31 protein-coding genes are annotated in these 25,394 nt (G+C 40.1%); all 31 read right to left on the bottom strand.

Annotated features, from left to right (window positions below):
• Positions 1-12: 12 nt before the first annotated feature.
• Positions 13-1,320 (bottom strand): preprotein translocase subunit SecY, encoded by a 1,308-nt coding sequence (gene secY, locus ACEE75_RS01015; RefSeq protein ID WP_354368650.1) that lies wholly within the window; start codon positions 1,318-1,320, stop codon positions 13-15.
• Positions 1,321-1,336: 16 nt separating this feature from the next.
• The gene (gene rplO, locus ACEE75_RS01010) at positions 1,337-1,777 is read right to left on the bottom strand and encodes a 50S ribosomal protein L15 (protein WP_447575088.1); all 441 of its coding nucleotides are present in this window, start codon (positions 1,775-1,777) and stop codon (positions 1,337-1,339) included.
• A 128-nt stretch (positions 1,778-1,905) separates the two neighbouring features.
• Complete coding sequence (gene rpmD, locus ACEE75_RS01005) at positions 1,906-2,088, bottom strand: 50S ribosomal protein L30 (RefSeq protein ID WP_354368646.1); 183 nt, start codon at positions 2,086-2,088, stop codon at positions 1,906-1,908.
• A gap of 14 nt (positions 2,089-2,102) precedes the next feature.
• Entirely contained in the window at positions 2,103-2,597 is a 495-nt protein-coding gene (gene rpsE, locus ACEE75_RS01000; RefSeq protein WP_354368644.1) for a 30S ribosomal protein S5, read from the bottom strand.
• Between the two features lie 18 nt (positions 2,598-2,615).
• Positions 2,616-2,972: a 50S ribosomal protein L18 gene (gene rplR, locus ACEE75_RS00995; protein ID WP_302189095.1), complete on the bottom strand. Its 357-nt coding sequence runs from the start codon at positions 2,970-2,972 to the stop codon at positions 2,616-2,618.
• Between the two features lie 103 nt (positions 2,973-3,075).
• On the bottom strand, positions 3,076-3,612 hold the full coding sequence (gene rplF, locus ACEE75_RS00990) for a 50S ribosomal protein L6 (RefSeq protein ID WP_354368641.1): 537 nt from the start codon (positions 3,610-3,612) through the stop codon (positions 3,076-3,078).
• 128 nt (positions 3,613-3,740) lie between these two features.
• The gene (rpsH, locus tag ACEE75_RS00985; RefSeq protein ID WP_354368639.1) at positions 3,741-4,139 is read right to left on the bottom strand and encodes a 30S ribosomal protein S8; all 399 of its coding nucleotides are present in this window, start codon (positions 4,137-4,139) and stop codon (positions 3,741-3,743) included.
• A 206-nt stretch (positions 4,140-4,345) separates the two neighbouring features.
• A complete protein-coding gene (locus ACEE75_RS00980; protein ID WP_001085697.1) occupies positions 4,346-4,531 on the bottom strand; it encodes a type Z 30S ribosomal protein S14 in 186 nt (61 codons plus the stop codon).
• Between the two features lie 17 nt (positions 4,532-4,548).
• Entirely contained in the window at positions 4,549-5,091 is a 543-nt protein-coding gene (gene rplE, locus ACEE75_RS00975) for a 50S ribosomal protein L5 (RefSeq protein ID WP_354368637.1), read from the bottom strand.
• A 23-nt stretch (positions 5,092-5,114) separates the two neighbouring features.
• Positions 5,115-5,420, bottom strand: a complete 306-nt coding sequence (rplX, locus tag ACEE75_RS00970; protein WP_354368635.1) for a 50S ribosomal protein L24 — start codon at positions 5,418-5,420, stop codon at positions 5,115-5,117.
• A gap of 75 nt (positions 5,421-5,495) precedes the next feature.
• Positions 5,496-5,864: a 50S ribosomal protein L14 gene (rplN, locus tag ACEE75_RS00965; RefSeq protein ID WP_354368633.1), complete on the bottom strand. Its 369-nt coding sequence runs from the start codon at positions 5,862-5,864 to the stop codon at positions 5,496-5,498.
• Positions 5,865-5,888: 24 nt separating this feature from the next.
• On the bottom strand, positions 5,889-6,149 hold the full coding sequence (gene rpsQ / locus ACEE75_RS00960) for a 30S ribosomal protein S17 (RefSeq protein ID WP_427896334.1): 261 nt from the start codon (positions 6,147-6,149) through the stop codon (positions 5,889-5,891).
• A gap of 27 nt (positions 6,150-6,176) precedes the next feature.
• On the bottom strand, positions 6,177-6,383 hold the full coding sequence (gene rpmC, locus ACEE75_RS00955) for a 50S ribosomal protein L29 (RefSeq protein ID WP_003046054.1): 207 nt from the start codon (positions 6,381-6,383) through the stop codon (positions 6,177-6,179).
• A gap of 9 nt (positions 6,384-6,392) precedes the next feature.
• Positions 6,393-6,806 carry a 50S ribosomal protein L16 gene (rplP, locus tag ACEE75_RS00950; RefSeq protein ID WP_027974085.1) on the bottom strand — a complete coding sequence of 138 codons (414 nt, stop codon included), beginning with the start codon at positions 6,804-6,806 and terminating at the stop codon, positions 6,393-6,395.
• 3 nt (positions 6,807-6,809) lie between these two features.
• Positions 6,810-7,463 (bottom strand): 30S ribosomal protein S3, encoded by a 654-nt coding sequence (rpsC, locus tag ACEE75_RS00945; protein ID WP_354368628.1) that lies wholly within the window; start codon positions 7,461-7,463, stop codon positions 6,810-6,812.
• A 12-nt stretch (positions 7,464-7,475) separates the two neighbouring features.
• The gene (gene rplV, locus ACEE75_RS00940; RefSeq protein ID WP_354368626.1) at positions 7,476-7,820 is read right to left on the bottom strand and encodes a 50S ribosomal protein L22; all 345 of its coding nucleotides are present in this window, start codon (positions 7,818-7,820) and stop codon (positions 7,476-7,478) included.
• Positions 7,821-7,835: 15 nt separating this feature from the next.
• The gene (rpsS, locus tag ACEE75_RS00935; RefSeq protein ID WP_354368624.1) at positions 7,836-8,114 is read right to left on the bottom strand and encodes a 30S ribosomal protein S19; all 279 of its coding nucleotides are present in this window, start codon (positions 8,112-8,114) and stop codon (positions 7,836-7,838) included.
• Positions 8,115-8,204: 90 nt separating this feature from the next.
• The gene (rplB, locus tag ACEE75_RS00930; RefSeq protein WP_354368622.1) at positions 8,205-9,038 is read right to left on the bottom strand and encodes a 50S ribosomal protein L2; all 834 of its coding nucleotides are present in this window, start codon (positions 9,036-9,038) and stop codon (positions 8,205-8,207) included.
• Positions 9,039-9,055: 17 nt separating this feature from the next.
• A complete protein-coding gene (locus ACEE75_RS00925) occupies positions 9,056-9,352 on the bottom strand; it encodes a 50S ribosomal protein L23 (RefSeq protein WP_354368620.1) in 297 nt (98 codons plus the stop codon).
• Entirely contained in the window at positions 9,352-9,975 is a 624-nt protein-coding gene (rplD, locus tag ACEE75_RS00920; RefSeq protein ID WP_354368618.1) for a 50S ribosomal protein L4, read from the bottom strand. Before rplD ends, ACEE75_RS00925 begins: the two co-directional genes overlap by 1 nt.
• A 25-nt stretch (positions 9,976-10,000) precedes the next feature.
• Positions 10,001-10,627, bottom strand: a complete 627-nt coding sequence (gene rplC / locus ACEE75_RS00915) for a 50S ribosomal protein L3 (RefSeq protein ID WP_354368616.1) — start codon at positions 10,625-10,627, stop codon at positions 10,001-10,003.
• Between the two features lie 71 nt (positions 10,628-10,698).
• A complete protein-coding gene (gene rpsJ / locus ACEE75_RS00910; protein WP_002885653.1) occupies positions 10,699-11,007 on the bottom strand; it encodes a 30S ribosomal protein S10 in 309 nt (102 codons plus the stop codon).
• Between the two features lie 192 nt (positions 11,008-11,199).
• Positions 11,200-13,980, bottom strand: coding sequence for a G5 domain-containing protein (locus tag ACEE75_RS00905; RefSeq protein WP_447575566.1), 2,781 nt, complete (start codon positions 13,978-13,980; stop codon positions 11,200-11,202).
• Positions 13,981-14,093: 113 nt separating this feature from the next.
• Entirely contained in the window at positions 14,094-15,356 is a 1,263-nt protein-coding gene (locus ACEE75_RS00900; RefSeq protein WP_447575567.1) for an MATE family efflux transporter, read from the bottom strand.
• 32 nt (positions 15,357-15,388) lie between these two features.
• Positions 15,389-16,876, bottom strand: a complete 1,488-nt coding sequence (gene thrC / locus ACEE75_RS00895; protein WP_447575568.1) for a threonine synthase — start codon at positions 16,874-16,876, stop codon at positions 15,389-15,391.
• 142 nt (positions 16,877-17,018) lie between these two features.
• Positions 17,019-18,311, bottom strand: coding sequence for a uracil-xanthine permease family protein (locus ACEE75_RS00890; protein WP_447575569.1), 1,293 nt, complete (start codon positions 18,309-18,311; stop codon positions 17,019-17,021).
• A gap of 337 nt (positions 18,312-18,648) precedes the next feature.
• Complete coding sequence (gene adhE, locus ACEE75_RS00885; RefSeq protein WP_447575570.1) at positions 18,649-21,297, bottom strand: bifunctional acetaldehyde-CoA/alcohol dehydrogenase; 2,649 nt, start codon at positions 21,295-21,297, stop codon at positions 18,649-18,651.
• Positions 21,298-21,506: 209 nt separating this feature from the next.
• A complete protein-coding gene (locus ACEE75_RS00880) occupies positions 21,507-23,309 on the bottom strand; it encodes an acyltransferase family protein (RefSeq protein WP_447575571.1) in 1,803 nt (600 codons plus the stop codon).
• Positions 23,306-23,713, bottom strand: a complete 408-nt coding sequence (locus ACEE75_RS00875) for a hypothetical protein (protein WP_427895115.1) — start codon at positions 23,711-23,713, stop codon at positions 23,306-23,308. Before ACEE75_RS00875 ends, ACEE75_RS00880 begins: the two co-directional genes overlap by 4 nt.
• Positions 23,714-23,722: 9 nt before the next feature.
• Positions 23,723-24,151 (bottom strand): low molecular weight protein-tyrosine-phosphatase, encoded by a 429-nt coding sequence (locus ACEE75_RS00870; RefSeq protein WP_427895117.1) that lies wholly within the window; start codon positions 24,149-24,151, stop codon positions 23,723-23,725.
• A 103-nt stretch (positions 24,152-24,254) separates the two neighbouring features.
• Complete coding sequence (gene ruvB, locus ACEE75_RS00865; protein ID WP_447575572.1) at positions 24,255-25,262, bottom strand: Holliday junction branch migration DNA helicase RuvB; 1,008 nt, start codon at positions 25,260-25,262, stop codon at positions 24,255-24,257.
• Between the last annotated feature and the right edge of the window lie 132 nt (positions 25,263-25,394).

Genomic DNA, 25,394 nt, shown 5'->3' with positions numbered 1-25,394 from the left:
TCAACCTATATTCTATTCTGTTACATTCATAAATCCAACATACTTTCTCTTAAGAAGATACCCTTCCAATTGTTTCATACCCTCAATACCTGTTGAAATCAAGATTAATAAACTTGTTCCTCCCAATCCAAGAATCGAAGGCAAATCAAACATATATTGAGCAATAATTGGAACTAGGGCAATAAAGGCCAGGAAAAGTGACCCGATAGTTGCTAATTTTTTCAATAAAGAGGATAAGAATTTTTCTGTTTCTTGTCCTGGACGAACACTGTGAATATAAGAGCCATTTTTTTGTAAGTTCTCTGCAGTCTTTTCAGGATTAACCTGTACAAATGTATAAAAGAACGAGAATAACACAATCAAAGCTGCATAAACAAGCATTCCACTAATCGTTTGATATGAGAAAAAGTTTTGCAAACTATCTAACCACGGAATATCTTTATTTCCATTTCTAAAAAACTGCAAAATTGAAATAGGAGCAGTTGTTATAGAACTGGCAAAAATAACTGGAATAACCCCTGCAGGGTTTACTTTAAGAGGTAAGTACGAACTCGTTGGAGCTCCTTGAACTAATTTAGTATATTGAATTGGAATTTTATATTCTGCTTGTTGAACAAATGTTGTAAAGAAAATGATCAGCAGAATAGAGAGAATTAAAATCCCGACAAAAATATAGGAGTTATTTAATTCACTTGGGCGAATATTCACAAATTTATCTTGATATATTTGTGAAATCATACTTGGAATTGATGAGATTATCCCTGAGAAGATAATCATTGATACACCATTTCCAAACCCTTTATCTGTAATCTGTTCTCCCAACCAAGTGACAATAACACTTCCTGTTGTTAATATCGAACCAATCAACAGATAAGTTCTTATATTAGGAGTTGAAACAAGTGATGTACTAGATAAGGCATTAAACCCTGCTGTAATAGTAATAGATTGAATCATTGCTAATACTAGAGAAATATATCTCGTCGCTTGGTTTAATTTTCGTCTCCCAACTTCACCTTGTTTACTCCACTCAACAAACTTAGGTAAAATGTCCATTTGCAATAACTGCACAATGATAGAAGCCGTAATATATGGACTCACTCCCATTGAAAAAACAGAAAAGTTGCTCATGGCATTTCCACTAACTAAGTTCAACATATTCAAGAAAGGTAGATCACTCAATTGTTCCAAGCTTTTAGCGTTGATACCAGGTACTGTAATATGTGTACCTAATCGAAATACAAAAATGATAAAAATAGTAAATAGAATCTTAGATCTCACATTTTTTATCTTTAATGCATCTTTTAGTAATTTAAAGAACATAATGAGTTACTCCTCATTAGATAGTTTCTACAGAACCACCTTTTGCAGTAATTGCTGCTTCTGCTGATTTAGAGAATTTAGCTGCTTTAACAGTTAATTTCTTAGTCAATTCACCGTTACCCAAGATTTTTACACCTGATTTTTCAGCTTTAACAATTCCAGCTTCAATAAGTACTGTTGGAGTTACTTCTGCACCATCTTCAAAAACATTTAATTGATCAAGGTTTACAAGTGCATACTCTTTAGCATTGATGTTAGTAAATCCGCGTTTTGGAAGGCGACGGAACAATGGTGTTTGACCACCTTCAAAACCTGGACGAACTCCGCCACCTGAACGAGCTTTTTGACCTTTTTGACCGCGACCTGAAGTCTTACCGTTACCTGATGATGTACCACGACCAACGCGGTTGCGAACTTTACGTGAACCTTCTGCAGGTTTTAATTCATGAAGTTTCATTATTCTATTTTCTCCTTATTTGTAAAATGCTAGCGCCTTTGAGCCGGGTAAGGACTCGAACTCAAAAACTCGCCTATACTCAAAATTACTTTTAAGTCGCAAAGAGTTTCTTTGCGACTTAAAAGTTCTTATTTAACGTCTTCAACAGTTACCAAGTGTGAAATAGCATTAACCATACCAAGAATAGCTGGGTTAGCTTCTTTTACAACTGAACTGTTTAATTTACCAAGTCCAAGAGCAACAACTGTTTTACGTTGTTCTGGTTTGCGTCCGATTGGAGACTTAGTCAAAGTAATTTTAATTTGAGCCATGTTAATCTCCTTTCTTATGCTAAGTCAGAAACTGAGATGCCACGTAAAGCAGCAACTTCTTCTGCACGTTTAAGTTGTTTCAAACCTTCAACAGTTGCACGAACAATATTGATTGGAGTGTTTGAACCAAGTGATTTTGAAGTAATGTCATGTACACCAGCCAATTCGATGACCGCACGAACAGCACCACCAGCTGCAACTCCAGCCCCTTCCACAGCAGGTTTCAACAATACTTTTGCCCCACCAAATTCTGAACGAACTTCATGAGGAATTGTTGTACCAACCATAGGAACTTCAATCATGTTCTTCTTAGCAGCTTCAACTGCTTTACGAATAGCTTCAGGTACTTCTTGAGCTTTACCAGTACCGAAACCAACGCGACCGTTACGATCTCCAACAACCACTAAAGCTGCAAAACGAAGACGACGTCCACCTTTAACAACTTTAGTAACACGGTTGATGGCAACAACGCGTTCTTCAATTTCAACTGCATTATCTTTAAATGCCATTTTTCAGTGTCCTCCCTATTAGAATTTCAATCCGTTTTCACGAGCTGAGTCAGCCAAAGCTTTAACACGTCCGTGATAGAGATATCCACCGCGGTCAAACACCACTTCAGAAATACCTTTAGCTACTGCGCGTTCAGCAACAAGTTTACCAACAACAACGGCTTGTTCTGTTTTCGTTCCTTTTGAAACTTCTTTGTCAAGAGTTGAAGCACTTGCGAGCGTTACACCCGCTACGTCATCAATCACTTGAGCGTAGATGCCTGTATTAGAACGGAAAATGTTCAAACGTGGGCGATCAGCAGTTCCAGAGAGTTTACCGCGAACGCGACGGTGGCGTTTTTGGCGGATTTTATTTTTATCTGGTTTCGAAATCACAATTTTCACCTCTTAAAATTTAATCAATTGTCTCAATGACAAGTTGTAAATTTTAGTTGAGTGAGTGAAGATGGGGAGTACCCAATCTTCCACCATACAACTATTATTTACCTGTTTTACCTTCTTTACGGCGAACAAATTCACCAACGTAACGAATACCTTTACCTTTGTATGGTTCTGGTGAACGAAGGCTACGGATATAAGCTGCTGTTTGACCAACAACTTCTTTGTTGATTCCCTCAACAACGATTGAAGTAGGGTTAGCTACTGTGAAAGTGATACCTTCTGGAGCTTCTACTTCATCTTGGTGAGATTTACCAACTGAAAGTACAAGTTTTGTACCTTGGAGTTGAGCACGGTATCCGACCCCGCGCATCTCAAGTTCTTTTTTGAAACCTTCAGAAACACCAACAACCATGTTATTCAAGTTAGCACGTGATGTTCCGTGGATTGTTTTCATTTCTTTTGAGTCATTTGGACGGTGAAGTGTTACTTCAGTCCCTTCAACTTTGATTTCAATATTTTTATTAAACTCACGAGTGAGTTCGCCTTTAGGTCCTTTTACAGTAACAACGTTGTCATTGTTTGTAATTTCAACACCAGCAGGCAAGTTGATAATTTTATTACCAATACGTGACATAGTAGTTATATTCTCCTGTTAAATTGTCAGGCCACAATTTTGTGACGAGTTTTCACGGGAACTCATAAATAGATAGAACTTTCGCTCTGTCAATTATAAGTCAGATGTAATAGCAGTCTCTTAAGAGATTACCATACGTAAGCCAATACTTCTCCACCAACGTTCTTTTGACGTGCTTCTTTATCTGTCAAAAGACCTTCTGATGTTGAAACGATTGCGATTCCAAGTCCGTTAAGAACTTTTGGCATATCTTCACGTTTTGTATAAACACGAAGACCTGGTTTTGAAACACGTTTCAAGTTTGTGATAACACGCTCACCGTTTTGACCATATTTAAGGAAAACACGGATGATGCCTTGTTTGTCATCTTCAATAACTTCAACGTTTTTTACAAACCCTTCGCGTTTAAGGATTTCAGCGATGCCTTTTTTAATGTTTGATGCAGGTACTTCAAGCACTTCGTGTTTTGCTTGGTTAGCGTTACGAATACGTGTCAAAAAGTCTGCAATTGGGTCAGTCATAACCATTTTATAGTTTCTCCTCTTACTAGTAGTTTGCAAGATGCACTTGCTAGTTAATTCATGATACAAAGGGTGCTAAAAGCTAACGAGAACTCGATAAGCATGCTTTGTATCGGGTTTATTTATAAAATCGAGTTCGAGCTACAACCTTAGCAAAGAAGATAGATTTTCTTATTTTTGCTAAGGTTGCTTAACGCTCTCACATCTTATTTTTACCAAGATGCTTTAGTTACACCTGGGATTTGACCTTTGTATGCTAATTCACGGAAGCAAACACGGCAAAGTTTAAATTTGCGGTAAACTGAATGTGGACGGCCACATTTTTCGCAACGAGTGTAAGCTTGCGTAGAGAACTTCGCTGGGCGTTTGTTCTTAGCAATCATAGATTTTTTAGCCATTAAATTTACCTCCTATTTTATTTTGCAAAAGGCATACCAAGGCCTTTAAGCAATTCGCGACCTTCTTCGTCAGTGTTCGCAGTTGTAACGATAACGATATCCATACCGCGTACTTTATCAACATCATCAAAGTTGATTTCAGGGAAGATCAATTGTTCTTTAACACCAAGTGTGTAGTTACCGCGTCCATCAAAAGATTTTGTTGGAACCCCGTGGAAGTCACGAACACGTGGAAGTGAAACTGATACCAATTTATCTAAAAATTCGTACATACGCTCACCACGAAGAGTAACTTTAGCACCGATCGCAACACCTTCACGAAGACGGAAGCCGGCGATTGATTTTTTAGCTTTAGTGATAAGTGGCTTTTGACCTGAGATAAGTGCCAACTCAGCAGCAGCTTTTTCAAGGTTTTTAGCATTTGATACTGCATCACCAACACCCATGTTAAGAACGATTTTCTCAACTTTAGGGACAGCCATAACTGATGAATAGTTAAATTGTTCTGTCAAAGCAGGAACTACTTCATTAAGATATTTTTCTTTTAAGCGATTTGCCATTATACTTCTCCTTTCCTTCGTGATTAATCAAGCACTTCGCCTGATTTTTTGTTGTAGCGAACTTTTTTGCCATCTACAAACTTATAACCCACACGTCCTGCAACACCGTTTTTGTCAAGAACTTGAACGTTTGATGCATGGATTGGTGCTTCTTTTTCCACGATAGCACCTTGAGGGTTTTCGTTATTTGGTTTCTGATGTTTTTTGATGATGTTAACACCTTCAACAATAACTTTGTTTACTTTTGGAAGAGCTGTTACGACAACGGCTTCTTTACCTTTGTCTTTACCAGCGATTACGCGAACTTTATCGCCTTTTTTTACAAACATTGAGTTTATCTCCTTAAAATTTCTTACGCCCTAAAGGGCACCCTAGGATAACCTAGGGGACTAGTTTGTTATAAATTAAAGCACTTCTGGTGCAAGTGAAACGATCTTCATGTAACCACCTTCACGCAATTCACGTGCAACAGGTCCGAAGATACGAGTTCCGCGAGGAGTTTTATCTTCACGGATAATAACAGCTGCATTCTCGTCAAATTTGATGTATGAACCATCTGGGCGACGAGCACCTGATTTAGTGCGGACGATAACGGCTTTCACAACGTCACCTTTTTTAACAGCACCACCAGGAGTAGCTTGTTTTACAGATGCAACGATAACGTCACCGATGTTAGCGAATTTACGACCTGAACCACCAAGAACTTTGATAGTCAAGATTTCGCGTGCGCCACTGTTATCAGCAACTTTCAAACGAGATTCTTGTTGAATCATTCCAATTTTCTCCTTTCAGGTTTATTAGATAATGACAGCTTCTTCAACCACTTCTACAAGACGGAAACGTTTTGTAGCTGAAAGTGGGCGAGTTTCCATGATACGAACGATATCGCCTTCTTTAGCGATGTTTTTCTCATCATGAGCTTTGTATTTTTTAGAGTAGTTAATACGCTTACCATAGACTGGGTGGTTACGTTTAGTTTCAACTACAACAGTGATTGTTTTGTCCATTTTGTCAGATACAACACGTCCAACAAGGGTTTTACGTTGATTACGTTCCATTATTAGAATTTCTCCTTTCCCAATCTATTATTTCATTTCAGATTGCACAGTTTTAACGCGTGCAATTTGTTTTTTAACTTCGTTCAAACGAGCAGTTTGATCAAGTTGACCTGCTGCAGCTTGGAAACGAAGATCAAACAATTCTTTTTTGAGTTCGTTTTCTTTTTTAGCAAGCTCTTCTTGAGACAAGCCACGAAGCTCAGCAACAAACTTTTTGATTTCTTCAAGTTTCATGTCTTCTCCTTACTCTGCGTCGCGTTTTACGAATTTAACTTTTACTGGAAGTTTGTGGCCAGCAAGGCGGAAAGCTTCACGAGCGATTTCTTCTGAAACGCCTGCAACTTCAAACATTACTTTACCACGTTTAACTGGTGCTACCCAACCTTCAGGTGCCCCTTTACCAGATCCCATACGTACACCGATAGCTTTAGCAGTGTATGATTTGTGTGGGAAGATTTTAATCCAAACTTTACCACCACGTTTCATGTAACGCGTCATAGCGATACGGGCAGCTTCAATTTGGCGGTTAGTGATCCATGAGCTAGTTGTAGCTTGAAGACCGTATTCACCGAAGTCTACTTGTTTTCCACCTTTAGCTTCACCGCGCATTTTTCCACGGAATTCACGACGGTGTTTAACACGTTTAGGTACTAACATTTGTTATTTACCTCCCTTAGCGTTTTTACGAGCTGGTAGAACTTCACCACGGTAAATCCAAACTTTAACACCTAGTTTACCATAAGTTGTATCAGCTTCTTCCCAAGCGTAATCGATATCAGCACGAAGTGTGTGAAGTGGAACTGTACCTTCAGAATATCCTTCTGCACGAGCGATGTCAGCACCGTTCAAACGACCAGATACTTGAGTTTTGATTCCTTTAGCTCCAGCACGCATAGCACGTTGGATAGCTTGTTTTTGAGCACGACGGAAAGCAACACGTTGCTCAAGTTGACGAGCAATTCCTTCACCAACAAGGTGAGCATCAAGATCTGGAGATTTGATTTCAACGATATTGATGTGTACTTGTTTTCCAGTCAATTTGTTGAGTTTAGCACGAAGTGCATCAACGTTTGCACCACCTTTACCGATAACCATACCTGGTTTAGCAGTGTGAAGTGATACGATAACTTTATTTACTGCACGTTCAATTTCGATAGTTGAAACTGAAGCGTCTGCCAATTCTTTTTGGATGAATTTGCGGATTGCAAGATCTTCATGAAGGTAATCCGCGTATTCTTTTTCAGCATACCATTTCGCATCCCAGTCACGGATGATTCCGACACGCATACCAATTGGATGTACTTTTTGACCCACGATTTTACCTCCTTATTTTTCTGACACAACAACTGTGATGTGTGTTGTGCGTTTGTTGATTGGTGAAGCTGAACCTTTGGCACGTGGACGGAAACGTTTCATAGTTGGTCCTTCATTTGCGAAAGTTTCAGATACTACCAAGTTAGCTTTTTCCAAACCAAAGTTGTTTTCAGCATTTGCAATTGCTGAGTTAAGTGTTTTTTCAATCACACGAGCAGCTTTGTTTGGAGTGAATTTCAAGATTGCGATTGCGTCTGCAACGTTTTTACCGCGGATAAGGTCAAGTACAAGACGTGTTTTACGAGGTGAAACACGGACTGTACGAGCCATTGCTTTAGCTGAAGTAATTTCTGCCATTGTGTCCTCCTCCTATTAACGACGTGTCTTCTTATCGTCAGCAGCGTGACCTTTGTAAGTACGAGTTGGTGCAAATTCACCAAGTTTGTGACCTACCATGTCTTCTTGAACGTACACAGGAACGTGTTTACGTCCATCATAAACTGCGATTGTATAACCGATGAAACTTGGGAAAATCGTTGAACGACGTGACCAAGTTTTAATTACTTTTTTCTTTTCGTCATTTGCTTGAGCTTCGATTTTTTTCATCAAATGCTCATCGACGAAAGGTCCTTTTTTAAGACTGCGTCCCATTTTTAAGTTTTCTCCTTTAAATACTGTACCACAGCGGCTTGTGCTGCCTAAGCAGCACTACCGAGCTGGCGGATGTTTGATCTTTTTATCTTATTTTTCGTTACGACGACGAACAATAAGTTTGTCTGATTTAGCTTTTTTGTTACGAGTTTTAAGTCCAAGCGCAGGTTTACCCCATGGAGTAGATGGCGCTTTACGACCAACTGGTGCTTTACCTTCACCACCACCGTGTGGGTGATCGTTAGGGTTCATTACAGAACCACGAACTGTTGGGCGGATACCTCTCCAACGGCTACGTCCTGCTTTACCATAGTTAACAAGTGAGTGTTCACCGTTACCTACAACACCGATAGTTGCACGGCAGCTAGCAAGGATCATACGAACTTCACCTGATTGAAGACGAACAAGAACGTATTTCCCTTCAGCACCAAGTACTTGAGCTGAAGTACCAGCAGCACGAACAAGTTCAGCACCTTTACCAGGCTTCAACTCGATGTTATGGATAACTGTACCAACTGGGATGTTAGCAAGTGGAAGAGCATTACCAACTTTGATATCTGCTTCTGGACCTGAGATGATACGTTGACCAACTTCAAGACCTTTAGGAGCGATAATGTAAGCTTTAACACCGTCAGTGTAGTGTACAAGAGCGATGTTAGCTGAACGGTTTGGATCGTACTCGATAGTTTTAACAACTGCTTCGATACCGTCTTTGTTACGTTTGAAGTCGATCAAACGGTAATGACGTTTGTGACCGCCACCTTGGTGACGAACTGTGATGCGACCGTTGTTGTTACGACCAGCTTTGCTTTTAAGTGAAACAAGCAAAGATTTCTCAGGAGTGCTTGTTGTGATTTCAGCAAAATCCAAAGAAGTCATGTTACGACGGCCATTTGTCGTTGGTTTATAAACTTTAATACCCACGTTATTTCCTCCTTAGATTATTCAGCTTCAGCTGCGAACAACTCGATTGCTTTTGAATCAGCTGTAAGCGTAATGATAGCTTTTTTAGTTTTGCTTGTGAAACCAGCATAACGACCAACGCGTTTTGCTTTTGGTTTTACGTTAACAGTTTTAACACTAGCAACTTTAACACCGTCAAATGCTGCTTCAACAGCTTGTTTGATCAAGAGTTTGTGTGCACGAGTGTCAACTTCAAATGTGTATTTTCCTTCTTCAAGGGCATACATTGATTTTTCCGTAATAACTGGTTTTTTAATTACGTCGTACAAGTTCATTATGCAAGAACCTCCTCGATTGTAGAGATTGCTTCTTTCGTTACAAGAAGTTTGTCTGCGTTTACGATATCAAGAACACTTGCAGTTGTTGCAGTTGCAACTTTAACGTTTGGAAGGTTACGTGCTGATAGTTCAGCAAATTTGTTTCCTTCTTCAATGATTACAAGTACTTTTGAGTCGATGCTAAGAGCTGAAAGAACGTTTGCGAATTCAGCAGTTTTTGGAGCTGCGAATGACAAGCTTTCTACAGCTACAAATTTATCTTCAGCAACTTTAGCTGAATAAACTGATTTCAAAGCAAGGCGACGAACTTTTTGTGGAAGTTTGTAACCGTATGAACGTGGAGTTGGTCCAAAGACAACACCACCACCACGCCATTGTGGTGAACGGATAGAACCTTGACGCGCACGTCCAGTTCCTTTTTGACGCCATGGTTTACGTCCGCCACCTGATACTGCTGAACGGTTTTTAACCGCGTGAGTACCTTGACGAAGGCTAGCACGTTGGCTAATGATAACATCAAATACTACTGATTCGTTTGGTTCGATACCGAAGATTGCGTCGTTAAGAACAACTTCACTAACTTCTTTACCAGTTTGGTCAAATAGTTTTACGTTTGCCATTTTAACTGTTTTCCCCTTTCCTTAATTATTTAGCAGCTTTAATTGCTGATTTGATAGTGATAAGAGATTTCTTAGCACCTGGTACATTACCTTTGATAAGGATAACGTTTTTCTCTGGGATAACTTGAACAATCTCAAGGTTTTGGATTGTCACACGGTTACCACCCATACGTCCTGCCAAGCGTTTGTTTTTGAAAACGCGGTTAGGCGCAACAGGTCCCATAGAACCTGGACGACGATGGTAGCGTGAACCGTGAGCCATAGGTCCGCGTGATTGTCCGTGGCGTTTGATAACACCTTGGAAACCTTTACCTTTAGAAGTTCCAGTTACGTCAACAACATCGCCAGCTGCGAAAGTGTCAACAGTGATTTCTGCACCAACTTCCAAGCCTTCAATGTTTTTGAATTCACGAATGAAGCGCTTAGGAGCAGTGTTAGCTTTAGCTACATGGCCTTTGGCAGGTTTGTTACTCAATACTTCGCGTTTGTCATCAAAACCAACTTGAACAGCTTGGTAACCATCAGTTTCAACAGTCTTAACTTGAAGTACTACGTTTGGAGTTGCTTCGATGACTGTTACAGGGATGAATTCACCAGCTTCAGTGAAGATTTGAGTCATTCCCACTTTTTTCCCTAAGATTCCTTTTGTCATGAGAAAATATTCCTTTTCTAGATTTTATATTCAAAAAGTTTTTTACGAGCGTTTTTTATGCTCAAAATCAATTAAAGTTTGATTTCTACGTTAACACCACTTGGAAGATCCAATTTCATCAAAGCGTCAACTGTTTTTTGAGTTGGGTTGATGATGTCGATCAAACGTTTGTGTGTACGCATTTCGAACTGCTCACGAGAATCTTTGTACTTGTGAGTCGCACGGATGATAGTGTAGAGGCTACGTTCTGTTGGAAGTGGAACTGGACCAGCTACTGTTGCTCCTGTACGAGTTGCAGTTTCTACGATTTTTTCAGCCGCAGTGTCAAGTGTACGGTGCTCGTACGCTTTCAAGCGGATACGGATTTTTTTGTTTGCCATCTTTTTCTCCTTTTTCGTCTATTTAAGATAATAGGCTAGCTCCTCAAGAAAACCAACACCTGTTGCGTGGCAATGCAACCGAGTGTGTCGCAACCTCTTGTATCATAGCTAAAGCTGTTGTTTTTACAGCACCATAATATCATATCAAAAAACTCCTGCGAGTGCAAGAGTTTTTATTCTTTTTTTATCATTTTATCCACGATGGCGACGACGTGCTGTCAGACCTAGACCTGTTGCTAGCGCTGTTAAGCCTAAAAGACTGAGTAAGCCAGTTTCTTTCTCACCGGTAGCTGGAAGAGTTTGTGATTTGGCTAAACGTGAATAGGTCGCTGGCGCTTTTGTCTCAACTGAAGTGTTTTCTACAAGATTAGTTGTTTTTGAGAAAGCTTTATTTGTCTCTGTTTTCACCTTAATGTCAGATGATGGTTTGGCGCTTGACTTCACATGGGGCTGAGAAGGGGACTCTTTCTCCACACTTTCTTTAGACTCATCGTTAGTAACTGGTGTCTCTGGTTGTGGGGTTACTTTATCTTCTGTTGAATGAGGGGGAGTTACTGGAATCTCATCAATAACTTTTACCCCCACAAGGACAATCTCATCAACGGTATCTGATAGAACGATTCTCTCCACGCTTGAAGTTACCTGTCCAGTTTTTGAATCTTTAGTATAGGTTGTGATAACTTGAACTTTACCGTTAACTCCCTCTTGTTTAACTGCTCGATAGCCAACAGGTAGGGCTGCATCTAATTCTTCATGAGTGCTATAAGGTACGATTTCCTCGGTAACCACAACAGAAACTTCATCTGTCACCACTTTTGTTCCCACTAGGATAATCTCATCAATAGCGTCTTTTATAACACTTTGACTTGTCTGTGATGTCACTTGTCCTGTCTGACTATCCACGGTGTACGTTACTTTTGTTTCTAACTGTCCATTTTGACCAAGTTGCTTCACCATACGATAACCGATAGGTTGACTGCCATCTGATTCCTCAACGACCTTGTAAGGAATCACTTCAACTGTAACTTGAGGTTTTGTTCCCACTAACACTTTTCCATCTTGAGCTGGAATGGTTTTGGTTGTGACTCCATCTACAACTGTTTCTCTGATGACCTCTGGTTCAAAAAGTTTTTTGTAAATAGCTTCCCAATAAAACTCAGATGCCTCAACGGGACTATACCCCACATCATAGACGGTTACTTTCATAGCATCATACTCAGCATTCAAACCAGCAAGGCTAGGTTTATATTCATAAACCACACCATCAATTTTTTTGTAGCGTGTATAAGGGACACCATAGATTTTATGGTTGATATATTCTCCTAGAGAATCCGCCCACGCCTCGCTCGGCATCCATCTGATATATTCCCATACATCTTCTTTGTTAAGGAAATATTCCTCAAATACCTTTAGAAACTCATCAGAATGTGATAAACGTCCCAATGATTGATTGTTCACAAAAGACATATTAGGTTGATAAGCGTAATAATCATAGACGGTGTTCCCACTTCTAATATCAACTGCATGCATCAACTCATGTAATAAGTTATCAAACAAATCAAAAGATTGTGTAGCTGGAACTTTAATAACTTTTTTCCCTTGATCTGTTTGCACATTAAATTCTCTCTCTGAGCGTTGACGAAGAGTGATGGCGTCACTCGCCAAAGTAGTTATGCCTCGATAGTCTTGAGAGGAAATTTCTTCTGAGGTTATAATCAATTTTAAAAGATTAGCTTTTACTGTATCTGGTAATTTTTCAATCTCAGCCTCTAGAGCAGCTCGTTCCTCATCGGATAAAGTGCTATTTTTATAAACAATCGGTAATTGCTTGAAACCTTTTTCAGTATTATAACGATGGGTAATCGTGTCAAATGCAGAATTAACATCATTTAAAATAGGATTGTATCTCCAAGCTGAGACCATCTCTCCTTTTTCGTAATCGAAATAAACACCTAATCCCTCTTTTTCAGGAACATTAATTAGGGTCATAAGCAACTGATAGCGAGCATAATCAGCTTTGGCATCTGCATACAATTGTTCAGTAATAGGTAGCTGGCTGGTAAAATATCCTTTAACTGCCGTAGATTCTTTATTATCATTTACTACCAAATCATCAATATAGCGGAAACCTGCCAAGTTAGCCAGATTAGCAGTCGATGTCTTTAACAATTCATAATACAAAGCATTCTTGAGAGCATCGGTCATATCGCCCGTCCAAGTCCCTTGACTATATCTTGTTGTCCCTTCAAAGCTATACTCTTTCAAAAGAGCTTGGAGCGTCTTATTGTCGGGGTCTAAACTTTCAGAAGAGAGATAAATATCAGGCTTACTACCATCAAGGCTAGTTAATTTCAACAAAGCGTGTGACTCAGCTACTTGGTTATTTTGCGCTTGTGTATCTAAGTACTCTACACCTGTCACAATATCACGAATAGACTGGTTGTTTTTAACCTCTTCTTCGGTCATAGGTTTAACATCTGAGAAGATACGGTCAATGACAATTTTATCACTTGGCTTTTCTTTGGTATCATCAATATGATAGAAATCTGTCGCACCGTACTTGTACTCTGTCGAAGCCATTACATCTTTTGCAGATTGATCTACCATTTCTACTGGCTTTTCAACTTCTTTATAGTTTGTTATAGTCTCAGTGACACCATCTACTGCTGGTGTGACAACTTTCGTCTTACCGTACTCTAAACTATCATCAGCAGCGTATTCGGTCTTTGCTGAAATAGTTGTTGTTTCAACAGCCGTTATCACAGGAGTATCTGCCGCCTCCTCTACAGTCGGTTGACTAACAGTAGTTTCTTTATCAGCAGTAGTAACCACACTACTTTCTGTCACTTCTACATCTGTTGTGACCTCGTCAGCCGCTACTGTTGGTGCTAGGATAGCCATACCCAGCAAAATACTCCCCACACCTAGAGCTGTTTTACGAATTGAAAAAATTTGCTTCTTATTAAAATCCATTCCCTTATCCTTTTCTTTTACTTATTTTAGTCTTCTAATTTTACCCCCCCTAATCCTTTTGTCAAGGGGTTTTGTGACAAAAGGATTAAAAAGCAGGTTTGAAACCTGCCTTTTTATGTTAAATTTTTTAATGTCTTAGATTTTAGATAGAGAAAGGCGAAGCGCCAAATATTATCGGCTATAGTAGCCAACCAAACGCCTGCTAAGCCTAGTCCAAGAGGGAGAGCTAAGAGATAGCCTAAGCCGATACGTATCCCCCACATGCCGACACTAGTCGCATAAAATGGTAGCTTTGCTTTTCCCAAGCCTTGAAAGACAGCCGTATAGATCAAAGTCCCAGAGGTCGCCAAAGTCCCTAAAAATGAAAAGAGGAGAACGACAGAAGAATAACTTTGGACCGCACTATCTTGGCTAAAGGCTGCCGATAAGGGAGTGCCACATAGCCAAACTAGACCACTAATCGTTGCCATCAATAGACTAGATAAAAGATAAGCCTCTTTAATCAATGTTTTTAGTTTGCTCCAATCCTCCTCTTTTTTTGCCTTAGCCACAAGGATGACTGTTGCTGTTGCTAAACCCAGACCTGGCATGTAATTAAACTGGGTGAGGGTCTCACCGATAGCATTTCCAGCTACCACCTTTGTCCCTAGCATCACCACGATAGCCACGATAACCACATCCCCTAAACGCATCATCAGACGCTCACCTGCTATGGGCAAAGCTTGCGCCAAAAAGTCTCGAGATACTCTTAACTCAGGAATAAGGACAGCTAAATCTAGCTTGGCAAAGAAAAACAGGATGCCACAACCTATCAGACGAGACAAAACTGTCGAGATAGCCACACCTACTACCCCAAAATCAAAGATAAAGACGGATAGAGCTGATAAGATAGCATTTAACAAATTAGTCAGCAGACTGACATAGGCTGGAAGTTGCACCTTTCCTTTTACCCTTAAAATAGCACCTAAGCTAGTAAGATAAGCAAGGCTAAAAGAGCCTCCTCCAACAATAGCTAGATAAAGTCCACCTAAGTCTGACAGATTTTTTTCTGCTCCCAATAGACCAAGCAGTTGTGAGGAAAAGAGCATGGAGATCAAACCAAGGCAGGTACTAAGCCAAAAGGTGAGAGAGAAGGCTTGTCTGATACTAACTCTTGTCAACTGTTGGCTGGCTAGGCGGCTAGAGATAGCAGCTGCTAAAGCAATAAAGAGAGCTTGGTAAACTGCCAAGATGTTAGTGGCTACTGCTACACCCGAAATGGCTAAAACGCCTAATTGCGCCACTAGATAGTTGTCAACGACCCCCATCAGCATCTGAAGGAGATTTTCTACAATAGCTGGTAAAGCTATTTTCATCAATTCTTTTCTATATAACATGGTATGACAAAAATAGAGCGGGAATCCCCACTCTATTTAACTCCTAGATAAGTTTCAACGGCTACTTGCATGTCTGCTGCGGCTACAACAGTGGTATGGCGTACCGGTGCTGTTTGAAGACCATCCACGGCCTTAGGAATAGCAACACCTGATAAGGCATGTAACTCTTCTACAGCTTTGAAATCATCGCCACTATCTTTTCCTGTTACAGCTGATACAGCCACTCTCGGAAACTTGTATGGGCTAGCTGTTGAGGCAATCACTACCTTGCTTTGATCACCTGTTTTTTCTGCATAAGCTTGATAAACTGCTGACGCTACCGCTGTATGAGGATCTTCAATGTAATTGGCTTCTTTGAAGACACGGTTAATCTCTGCTTCTGTTTCTGCTTCTGTCGCAAATCCGGCAGCAAACAAGTCAAGAATAGCCGTATCGACATCGTCTAGACGGTATTCACCTTTTTCTACCAAATCTGTCATCAAGGCTTTTGTTTTTGCAGCATCATTTCCAAGAAGATGGAAAATCAGACGCTCAAGGTTAGACGAAACAAGAATATCCATTGATGGGCTTGTGGTTACCTTGAAGTCACGTTTTTTATCATAAGTTCCTGTGTTAAAGAAGTCCGTTAGAACATTGTTTTCGTTTGACGCACAAATCAACTTGCCAATTGGGACACCAATCTCACGCGCATAATAAGCCGCTAAGATATTACCAAAGTTACCTGTTGGAACGGTAATGTTAATCTGTTCGCCGTTTTCAATCGCACCTGTTTTTAACAACTGCGCATAAGCATAAACATAATACACAACTTGTGGCACAAGACGACCAACGTTCATCGAGTTGGCTGATGAGAACTGGGCACCTTTATCTAGCAATTTGGCACGAAGCGCTTCGTCATTAAACATGTGCTTAACATTGGTCTGTGCATCATCAAAGTTTCCATCAATGGCAATAACATGAGTGTTGTCCCCAGTTTGAGTGGTCATTTGCAACTCTTGGATTTTTGAGACACCATCTTTTGGATAAAAGACAATAATCTCAGTTCTTGGAACATCAGCAAAGCCTGCCATCGCAGCCTTACCTGTATCACCTGATGTCGCAGTTAAGATGACGATTTTATTGTCCACGCCCTGCTTTTTAGCAGATGTTGTCAAAAGATAAGGGAGGATAGACAAAGCCATGTCTTTAAAGGCAATGGTTGAGCCATGAAAGAGCTCCAGGTTGTACTGATTCCCCAACTTGACTAAAGGAGCAATGACTGGCGTATCAAACTTATCATCATAAGCGTTGGTGATACAGTAGTCCAACTCTTCTGCTGTAAAATCATCTAGGAAAGCTGAAAGGACTAGTTTTGCCACTTCTTGATAAGAAGCGTCTTTAAGTTGGTTAAAGTTAAGCTCTACTTGAGGGGTTGTGATCGGCGTAAAGAGTCCACCATCTGTTGCCAAACCTTGTAGAATAGCTTGACTAGCAGTTACCTTATTATTTTCATCACGGGTTGATTGATATACTAATGTCATGATTGTTCCTCATTATTTATAGATAGTCTTCTTTTTATCATACCATAATTGTCAGAAAATTGATACAGATTTGGTGCAATATCCTAAAGTTTTCTCAGCCTATTCAAAAAAGCTAGGTGTAAAATCCTAGCTTTTTAAAGGGTTATTCTTCAATTTCATCATTGGACGCCGCTGGCAAAACAAGGTTTAAGAGAACACCAACCAAGGCAGCCAAGGCTGTTCCTGAGATCACAAGATCAGAACCGAGTTTTAAAACACCTCCGCCGAGACCTAAAACAAGCATGGCACTGGCAATCACCAAGTTACGTGACTCCATAAAGTTAACACGTGCCTTAATCAAAACTTTCAACCCATTACTTGCAATAACACCATAAAGGAGAATAGACATCCCTCCTAAAACAGCACTTGGAATGGTTGAAATCAAAGCTGTAAACTTAGAAAAGAAACTCAACCCAATAGCAATAAAGGCGGCATTACGGATCACTGAAACACTAGCGATACGTGTCAAACCAACAACACCTGTATTTTCACCGTAAGTAGTATTGGCTGGACCACCGATAAAGGCAGATACAGCTGTTGCAACCCCATCGCCAATCAAAGTGCGATTTAAACCTGGCTTTTTCAAGAAGTTACGACCACAAATTTCACCTAAAACCATGTGATCTCCGATATGTTCTGCAATTGTCACGATAGCAATTGGTAAAATAGCAAAAGCTTCTGGTCCAAAGTAAAGGTTGTATTCTTTAAAACTCTTAATCCCTGTCGCAAACGGTAAGCTAATATCTGGTAGAGCAAACCATGCTGCTTCTTTAACTGGTGTAAAATCTACCATCCCCAAGCAAACAGCTACCAGATAACCCCCTACAATTGCAATCAAAAATGGGATGACACGCATAAAGCCACGGCCACGTGTTTGAATGGTTACCGCAATCATGAAGCTCACGGCAGCAACTAACATATTTTTCCAGTTCCCATCTTCTACAAAACCAGCTGATGTTACCGCTGTATTGGCAAGTCCTAAACCGATTACCATAATCATCGGCCCAATTACAATTGGAGGTAAAAGACGGTCAATCCAAGCTGTTCCGATTTTTGAAACCACTAAGGCTACGACCACATAGAGTAAGCCGACCATCATGACACCAGTTTGTCCTGCGCTGATATCTCCTCCCATCTGCTCCTTGGCAAAAGCCATCGCTGAAATGTAGGCAAATGAAGAGCCTAGATAAACTGGGACACTAAACTTGGTAGATACCATATAGATCAATGTCCCTATCCCTGAAGCCAGTAAAGCTGTCGAAACAGACATCCCTAATAAAATCGGAACTAGGATTGTCGCTCCAAACATTGCAAAAACGTGCTGTACACTCAGTAACAAGCCTTTTGCAGTATCTGGCTTTTCATGAATATCAAATAATAAACGTTTCTCTGCCATTTTATCTCCTTTTTCCTCCTATTTGGATGGCCCCTAAATAGGAGGGTGTTTTTTCTATTGGACTTATTTTTGACAAAAAAATAAGTCTCCATAATGAAATGAGACTTGGGTAGATTGATTTTCGATAAAGTTACACCACAAAATAAATACAGATTTCAGTATTTTCTGCTCCTGTTTTGTAGTTTATTGTTCGAAGTCCCTTAGTAGGCTCCCTGTCCTACCTTAAAAGTCCTAATTTCAATTATCCATTTTACCTAATTTCTCCATCCTTGACAAGCCCCTAAATCAAAAAATGAGATTGAAACATCGTGTGTTTCAATCTCATTGGCTGATAAACTTATTTTAGACGTCCTGGGCGTTCTTTGTAGCCATAGAAAGCATCTTCGATGATTTCTTGCATATGATCCACCATAGCTAGACGTGGGTTAGCTGGAGTACACTGATCTTCGTAAGCAAGAAGCGCTAATTCACGAGAGTGTTCTTTCAACTCTTTCTCATCAATACCTTGTGCTTTCAGATTCATCTCAATACCAATACGCTCACCAAGGTCATAGACAGCTTGTGCGTAAGCTGCTACAGCTTCTTCTGGTGTTGAACATGGCAAACCTAGCATACGAGCAATATCTTGGTATTTTTCATCTGCTTTGTAGTAGTTGTATTTAGGCCATGTTGCTGTCTTAGATGGACGTGTTCCGTTGTAGCGGATAACATATGGTAATAAGATAGCGTTAGTACGACCGTGAACAGTATGGAAACGTCCTCCGATTTTGTGCGCCATTGAGTGTGAAATTCCTAGGAAGGCATTAGCAAAGGCCATACCTGCAATCGTTGAAGCGTTATGCATTTTTTCGCGTGATGCAAAATCTGCATTTTTAACAGAACTTTCTAGGTTTTCAAAAACAAGCTTAATGGCTTGAAGAGCAAGACCATCTGTAAAGTCGTTGGCTACTGTTGACACATAAGCTTCTGTGGCGTGGGTCAAAACATCCATACCAGTGTCAGCTGTGACATGAGCTGGCACGGTCATAACCAAGGCAGGATCCACAATGGCAATGGTTGGTGTCAATGAATAATCTGCAATTGGATATTTGCGATTATTTGCTTTATCAGAGATAACAGCAAATGGTGTCACTTCTGATCCCGTACCAGATGTGGTTGGAATAGCAATAAACTTAGATTTCTTACCAAGTTCCGGGAACTTGAAGGCGCGTTTTCGGATATCCATGAATTTTTGAACAAGGTCATGGAAGTCCACTTCTGGTTGCTCATAGAAGAGCCACATAACCTTAGCCGCATCCATTGGTGAACCACCACCTAGTGCGATAATGGTATCTGGTTTAAAGGTACGCATCATCTCGGTTCCTTTATAGACCGTTGTGATGTCTGGATCTGGCTCAACATCTGCAAAGATTTGATAAACTACATTATTGCGACGAAGGTGAAGTTGCTCCAAAATACGATCCAAGAAACCAAACTCAACCATGGCATGGTCAGTTACAATCATGACACGTTCAACATCACGACATTTTTGGAGGTATTGAATAGAATCACGTTCGAAGTATGTTTTTGAAGGAACTTTAAACCACTGCATATTGTTTCTACGTCTTCCTACTTTTTTGATGTTCAAGAGATTAACCGCACTCACGTTATCACCGATAGAGTTACGGCCATAAGAACCACAACCAAGTGTTAATGATGGTAAGAATGAGTTGTAAACATCACCAATACCACCGAAGGTAGATGGTGAATTCCAAATCACACGAATGGCACGAACCAAAGTTCCAAATTCTTTGGCTAAAGCTGCATCTTCTGTATGGATAGCTGCAGAGTGACCTAAACCATCAAACTCAACCATGAGACGCGCTTTTTCAAGGCCATCTTCACGAGAATCTGATTTCAAGACAGCAATTACTGGTGATAATTTCTCGCGTGTCAAAGGTTCATTGATACCAACTTCTTTACACTCTGCTGCTAGGATGTTTGTACCTTCAGGAACGGAGAAGCCTGCTTGTTCTGCAATCCAAGTCGCTGGTTTTCCGACGATGTTTGGATTCAATTTAGCTTCTGCACAATTTTTACCATTGGCTTTAGCTCCAAAGCAAAATTCTTCTAGGAGAGCTTTTTCTTTTTTATTAACAAAGTAAGTGTGATAGGATTTAAACTCTTTGACAAAGTCATCATAGATTTCTTTATCAACAATTACAGCTTGCTCTGAGGCACAGACCATTCCATTATCAAATGATTTAGACATGACAATATCATGAGCTGCTTGACGAACATTAGCAGACTTTTCAACATAGGCTGGAACGTTACCTGCACCCACACCAAGAGCTGGCTTACCACATGAGTAAGCTGCGCGTACCATGGCATTACCACCTGTAGCAAGAATCGTAGCAATTCCATCATGGTTCATCAAAGCCGCGGTCGCTTCCATTGAAGGTTTTTCAATCCACTGGATACAGTTTTCAGGAGCTCCTGCAGCAATGGCCGCATCACGCACAATACGAGCAGCATGTGCTGATGACTCTTGAGCTGATGGATGGAAGGCAAAGACAATAGGGTTACGTGTTTTGAGAGAAATCAATGATTTAAAGATTGCCGTTGAGGTTGGGTTAGTAGTTGGTGTAATCCCACAGATAACCCCTACAGGCTCTGCAATCAATGTTAATCCTGTTACATCATCTTCTTCGATGACACCAACTGTTTTAGTATGGCGCATATTATTCACCACATGCTCGCAGGCAAAGAGGTTTTTGGTTGCCTTGTCCTCGAAAACACCACGACCTGTTTCCTCATAAGCATGCATAGCCAAAACACCATGAGCATCTAGGGCTGCCACTGAGGCTTTTGCAACGATATAATCTACTTGTTCTTGATTAAGTTTTCGCATCTCCTCTAGGGCAACAAGACCTTTTTTCACTAGAGTATCGACATGCGCTTGTGCTTCAAGTGCTTTTTCTTCTTTACTTACAGTTTTATCAGCCATATTTTCCTCCAAAGTGATTCAACAAGTTTGTTAAATCTTTCACATTTGTTACGTTTTCTATTATAGCTTACTGGATTAGATTTGTAAACCCTTTCATGTAAATTTTTGTAATTTTCCTATTTTTAACGGTAAAAAATGAGACTAGGTTGATGTACCTAGTCTCAATCGTTTATTTTAAAACATTTTAGCTCAAAGCTCTAGAAGAGATGTTATTTTTCACCTTTTGCTGGAGCTTTTGCTGCTTTTTTCAAGGCAGCTTGTAGGGTTTGCGCATAAAGCTTGCCACCTTCTGAATCATCTGAGCCGTTATCTTTATAATGCACGCCATCTGTGCCAGGCCAAATTTCAGGATGATCAACTGCTACTTTATACCAATCTGCTATCGTGATATAGTTGTACTTCTTGGTTAATGTCAACTCATAATCACGCGCTTCTTTAACAGCCGCCTGATTTTCCTTACCATTATAAGGGGTCACAAAGACTAAGTGGTGCCCTTTAGGTAAAGCATCGATGAACTGCTGGGTATCATCTTTATAATCATAAACCGAATTAACCCCAACGGCGATTACCACTGTTTCTGGAAGGGTCTCATTTTTGATATGATTTTCAAAGATATCAAATGCCAAATCGAAATTACGACTCACCGCAGAGTCTTGCTGAGCATTTGGAAGGTATTGGCTAAGAGCACCGCTTGAGCTGAGGGCAACAGAGTCTCCAATAATCAAGACTTGACTACCTGTTTTACCAATATTTTCCTTATCCGCTAAATTACGCGTCTGGCGCATTTGATCATTTGATTGGTTAAGTGAGCTCACTAAGAGATTGGTCTCAAATTCTCCCATTTTTGGAGAAACAGTCGTTAAAAAGAGCATCAAAACACCGAGAGCTGCAAAGCTAGTGTAAATCCATTTGCTGTAAGGTCTGAGATCAAAGTCCCATCGGAACAAATGAGAAGACTTGCCTGCAATCAATGGCTCTAAAACATAAAAAGAAAGCGTCGCAAAAAGATAGGACAACAGCACCGTAACCATAACGGCTTGCGTGTTAGAGAGCATTTGTGAAAAAATCACGTAAAACGGCCAATGAAAGAGATAAACACCATAACTTGTATCGGCTAAGTAAGTGACAAAAGCTGGTTCTTTAATGCTCGTTTGATCACTCAAGACGCGGCAGGAATAAATCATGACAGAGGCAAACAAACTTGAGAGAACAAAACCAAATAGATAAGTAAAAAGATGGTCAAAATCCAGAATCAAGCTTAGCAAGAATAACAGCGCAAAACTTCCCAAAACATAAGTGATAACTCTTGAGGTTTTCCATAAGCGAACATTCTTTTTGAAACGCTTGGTCGTATTTTGTATCCCTGTCATCGTTGCAAAAACACTACCAAGAAAGAATGGGAAACTGTGTGTCCAAGTAGAAAAATAAATGCTTGAAAAATTATGGACAAAAAACGACGAGATAAACATCGCTAAAAATCCTGCTAAAAACAAGCTACTAGATACCATAAATACAACACCTCGGTATTGCTTGCTATTTTTCACTCTCTTTCCTAAAAACCAAAGCAAGAGTCCCCAAACGATGTAAAAATGAACCTCAATGGCCAAACTCCATGTGTGAACAAAGAGATGCGGGACAAATTGCGCCTCGTAGTTCCCACCTGTCATAATCTCATAAACATTGGTCATGAAACCAAATGTTGCTGCAATTTGGTTACCAATACCTGCTCTAAAATCAGTCTTGATAAGAAGCGTAAAAGGCAAGGTAATCAGGACCATGAGCACCATGGGAGGAACAATTCGATAAAATCGCCTTCTAAAAAAACCAATGATATCAATTTTGTGATTTCTACTATATTCATCCAATAATAAAGCTGTGATCAGATAGCCAGAAAAAGTAAAAAAGATATCTACTCCAATAAAGCCACCTGGGAACTGCTTTTTAAAAAAATGGTATAACAAGACCAGCAGTAGCCCTGTAATACGTACAAAAGAAAACCATTTTATTCTCATTTTTGATAAATCCCCTGTTTAAATGTTCCCTTATAGACAGCCTTGGTCTCTGTTATCAATGTTCCTTGACCATCGGCCTGACCATTCTTAAAATGCCCCTCATAAGTCCACCCAGCCTTAGCGATAAACTTCCCTTGGCCACTGAAGGTGCCATTTACAAAGTTCCCTTCGTAAACATCTCCATTTTTATAAGTCAGTTTTCCTTGACCATTCATGCGATGGTTGACAACATATCCTGTATATTTGATATTCCCCTCATCTAAGACCAAGCTTGTTTTTGTTTGAAAATTCAAAACCAAAACCGACAAGGAACACGCAAAAATGACAATTAAAGTTAAAAACTCCAGCCTCTGCCGTAATATTTCTGGAGTTAGTTTCAACCTAGCTCGTTTTTCCTTCTTCATACTTATCCTCTAATCTCCATTTGCTTTTTCAAACCAAGCCTGACACCCTTTTGTGACTAGGGCATAGGTTTCTTCAAAATCACCTGTATAATAGGGATCAGGTACACCAACCTCACCAAAAAGGTGAATCTTATGATCAAACTCACCCGCTGATAAGCTTAACAGATCTGCAACGTTTTGCTCATCCATCCCTAAAATTAAATCAAATGTCTTCAAATCATCCAGACTAATCTCTTGTGAGCCTTTTGTGTGATCATAAGCAATATGATAGTTATTTAAAATTGCCTGAGTTCCTCTATGAATAGGATTTCCATGTTCCCAACTAGATGTTGCTCGACTTTCAACTTGCCAATCTGTACCTTTTGCAATATCTTTCATCACAAACTCCGCCATTGGACTGCGACAGATATTACCCAAACAGACAAAACAGACTTTCATAGGATATCTCCTTTACTCTATTGTTACTATTATACCTAAATTAAGGAAAATAAAAAAGGGAGTGAGAAAATCCCCTTAAAATAAAGGGTCACTCCACCTTAATCTATGATTTTTTCGCCAAAGAATAGTCATATCCCAAATGATCGTAAGCTTTCTCTGTTGCCACTCGACCTGTTCGTGTCCGCATCAAAAATCCTTTTTGAATCAGATAAGGCTCATACATATCCTCAACCGTCTCTCTCTCCTCAGCAATATTGACAGAGAGAGTTCCAAGACCAACTGGCCCTCCACCATAAAGCTCAATCATGGTTCTTAGAATCTTTTGATCTACATAATCAAGCCCTTCTCTATCAACATCAAGCATGGTGAGGGCATCATCTGTCATCTTTTCATCAATATGACCATCTCCCATAATCTGAGCATAGTCTCGAACACGCTTGAGCAGACGATTGGCAATACGGGGTGTCCCACGACTTCGCATGGCGAGTGATTTTGCTGCTTGATGCACAATATCCATTTCAAAAATATCAGCTGTTCGCTCAACAATCTCTGTCAAATCATTCAGCTCATAATATTCCATATGCCCTGTAATTCCAAAACGAGCACGCAAAGGATTAGACAGCATCCCTGCCCGCGTCGTTGCCCCAATTAGCGTAAAAGGGGGTAACTCTAGATGCACACTACGGCTGGCTTCTCCTGCTCCAATCATAATATCAATATAGAAGTCCTCCATAGCGCTATAGAGCACCTCTTCTACTGCCATTGGCATACGGTGAATCTCATCAATAAAAAGGACATCTCCTGCCTCTAGATCATTTAAAATAGCCACCAAGTCCCCTGCTTTTTCGATACTTGGACCTGTTGTCTGTTTCAGATTCACTCCGAGTTCATTGGCAATCACAAAAGCCATCGTGGTTTTACCAAGTCCTGGTGGTCCAAAAAGAAGGACATGATCCATCGCTTCATCACGCAACTTAGCCGCTTCAATAAAAATCTTCAGCTGGTTTTTGACCTTATCCTGCCCAATATATTCTTTTAAATATTGAGGACGGAGGGTACGCTCTGCATACTCCTCGTCCCCCATCATATCGTTATCTAAAATTCTTGTCATAGACCTATTTTACCATAAATTCTCTAACGATGAAAAGTTGAGCAAAAAGAAAGAGCCCTGTCAGACAGGACCCTTTCAGGAGATTTATGAAAAGAATATCAGCTAAATCTAGCTGATACTACTGAACAAGTG

It is taken from the genome of Streptococcus sp. 11273D007BT, assembly GCF_053547195.1.
This window is presented reverse-complemented; position numbering and strand designations above follow the sequence as displayed.

Bases quoted from the DNA above. Each gene is read 5' to 3' on its own strand.
- rpsE (WP_354368644.1), bottom strand. From the start codon at position 2,597: ATGGCATTTAAAGATAATGCAGTTGAAATTGAAGAACGCGTTGTTGCC.
- rplN (WP_354368633.1), bottom strand. From the start codon at position 5,864: ATGATTCAACAAGAATCTCGTTTGAAAGTTGCTGATAACAGTGGCGCA.
- rplE (WP_354368637.1), bottom strand. From the start codon at position 5,091: ATGGCAAATCGCTTAAAAGAAAAATATCTTAATGAAGTAGTTCCTGCT.
- rplF (WP_354368641.1), bottom strand. From the start codon at position 3,612: ATGTCACGTATTGGTAATAAAATTATCAACTTGCCTGCTGGTGTTGAA.
- thrC (WP_447575568.1), bottom strand. From the start codon at position 16,876: ATGACATTAGTATATCAATCAACCCGTGATGAAAATAATAAGGTAACT.
- rplX (WP_354368635.1), bottom strand. From the start codon at position 5,420: ATGTTTGTAAAAAAAGGCGATAAAGTTCGCGTAATCGCTGGTAAAGAC.
- ACEE75_RS00925 (WP_354368620.1), bottom strand. From the start codon at position 9,352: ATGAACTTGTACGACGTAATTAAAAAACCAGTTATTACGGAAAAATCA.
- ACEE75_RS00900 (WP_447575567.1), bottom strand. From the start codon at position 15,356: ATGTTATATAGAAAAGAATTGATGAAAATAGCTTTACCAGCTATTGTA.
- ACEE75_RS00905 (WP_447575566.1), bottom strand. From the start codon at position 13,980: ATGGATTTTAATAAGAAGCAAATTTTTTCAATTCGTAAAACAGCTCTA.
- secY (WP_354368650.1), bottom strand. From the start codon at position 1,320: ATGTTCTTTAAATTACTAAAAGATGCATTAAAGATAAAAAATGTGAGA.
- ACEE75_RS00875 (WP_427895115.1), bottom strand. From the start codon at position 23,713: ATGAAGAAGGAAAAACGAGCTAGGTTGAAACTAACTCCAGAAATATTA.
- ACEE75_RS00880 (WP_447575571.1), bottom strand. From the start codon at position 23,309: ATGAGAATAAAATGGTTTTCTTTTGTACGTATTACAGGGCTACTGCTG.
- rplC (WP_354368616.1), bottom strand. From the start codon at position 10,627: ATGACAAAAGGAATCTTAGGGAAAAAAGTGGGAATGACTCAAATCTTC.
- rplO (WP_447575088.1), bottom strand. From the start codon at position 1,777: ATGAAACTTCATGAATTAAAACCTGCAGAAGGTTCACGTAAAGTTCGC.
- rpsS (WP_354368624.1), bottom strand. From the start codon at position 8,114: ATGGGACGCAGTCTTAAAAAAGGACCTTTCGTCGATGAGCATTTGATG.
- rpsH (WP_354368639.1), bottom strand. From the start codon at position 4,139: ATGGTTATGACTGACCCAATTGCAGACTTTTTGACACGTATTCGTAAC.
- rplV (WP_354368626.1), bottom strand. From the start codon at position 7,820: ATGGCAGAAATTACTTCAGCTAAAGCAATGGCTCGTACAGTCCGTGTT.
- adhE (WP_447575570.1), bottom strand. From the start codon at position 21,297: ATGGCTGATAAAACTGTAAGTAAAGAAGAAAAAGCACTTGAAGCACAA.
- rpsJ (WP_002885653.1), bottom strand. From the start codon at position 11,007: ATGGCAAACAAAAAAATCCGTATCCGCTTGAAAGCGTACGAGCACCGT.
- rpmC (WP_003046054.1), bottom strand. From the start codon at position 6,383: ATGAAACTTGAAGAAATCAAAAAGTTTGTTGCTGAGCTTCGTGGCTTG.
- ACEE75_RS00890 (WP_447575569.1), bottom strand. From the start codon at position 18,311: ATGGCAGAGAAACGTTTATTATTTGATATTCATGAAAAGCCAGATACT.
- ACEE75_RS00980 (WP_001085697.1), bottom strand. From the start codon at position 4,531: ATGGCTAAAAAATCTATGATTGCTAAGAACAAACGCCCAGCGAAGTTC.
- rplP (WP_027974085.1), bottom strand. From the start codon at position 6,806: ATGTTAGTACCTAAACGTGTTAAACACCGTCGTGAATTCCGTGGAAAA.
- rplD (WP_354368618.1), bottom strand. From the start codon at position 9,975: ATGGCAAACGTAAAACTATTTGACCAAACTGGTAAAGAAGTTAGTGAA.
- rpsQ (WP_427896334.1), bottom strand. From the start codon at position 6,149: ATGGAACGTAATCAACGTAAAACCCTTGTTGGACGTGTTGTATCTGAC.
- ruvB (WP_447575572.1), bottom strand. From the start codon at position 25,262: ATGACAAGAATTTTAGATAACGATATGATGGGGGACGAGGAGTATGCA.
- ACEE75_RS00870 (WP_427895117.1), bottom strand. From the start codon at position 24,151: ATGAAAGTCTGTTTTGTCTGTTTGGGTAATATCTGTCGCAGTCCAATG.
- rpmD (WP_354368646.1), bottom strand. From the start codon at position 2,088: ATGGCTCAAATTAAAATTACTTTGACTAAGTCTCCAATCGGACGCAAA.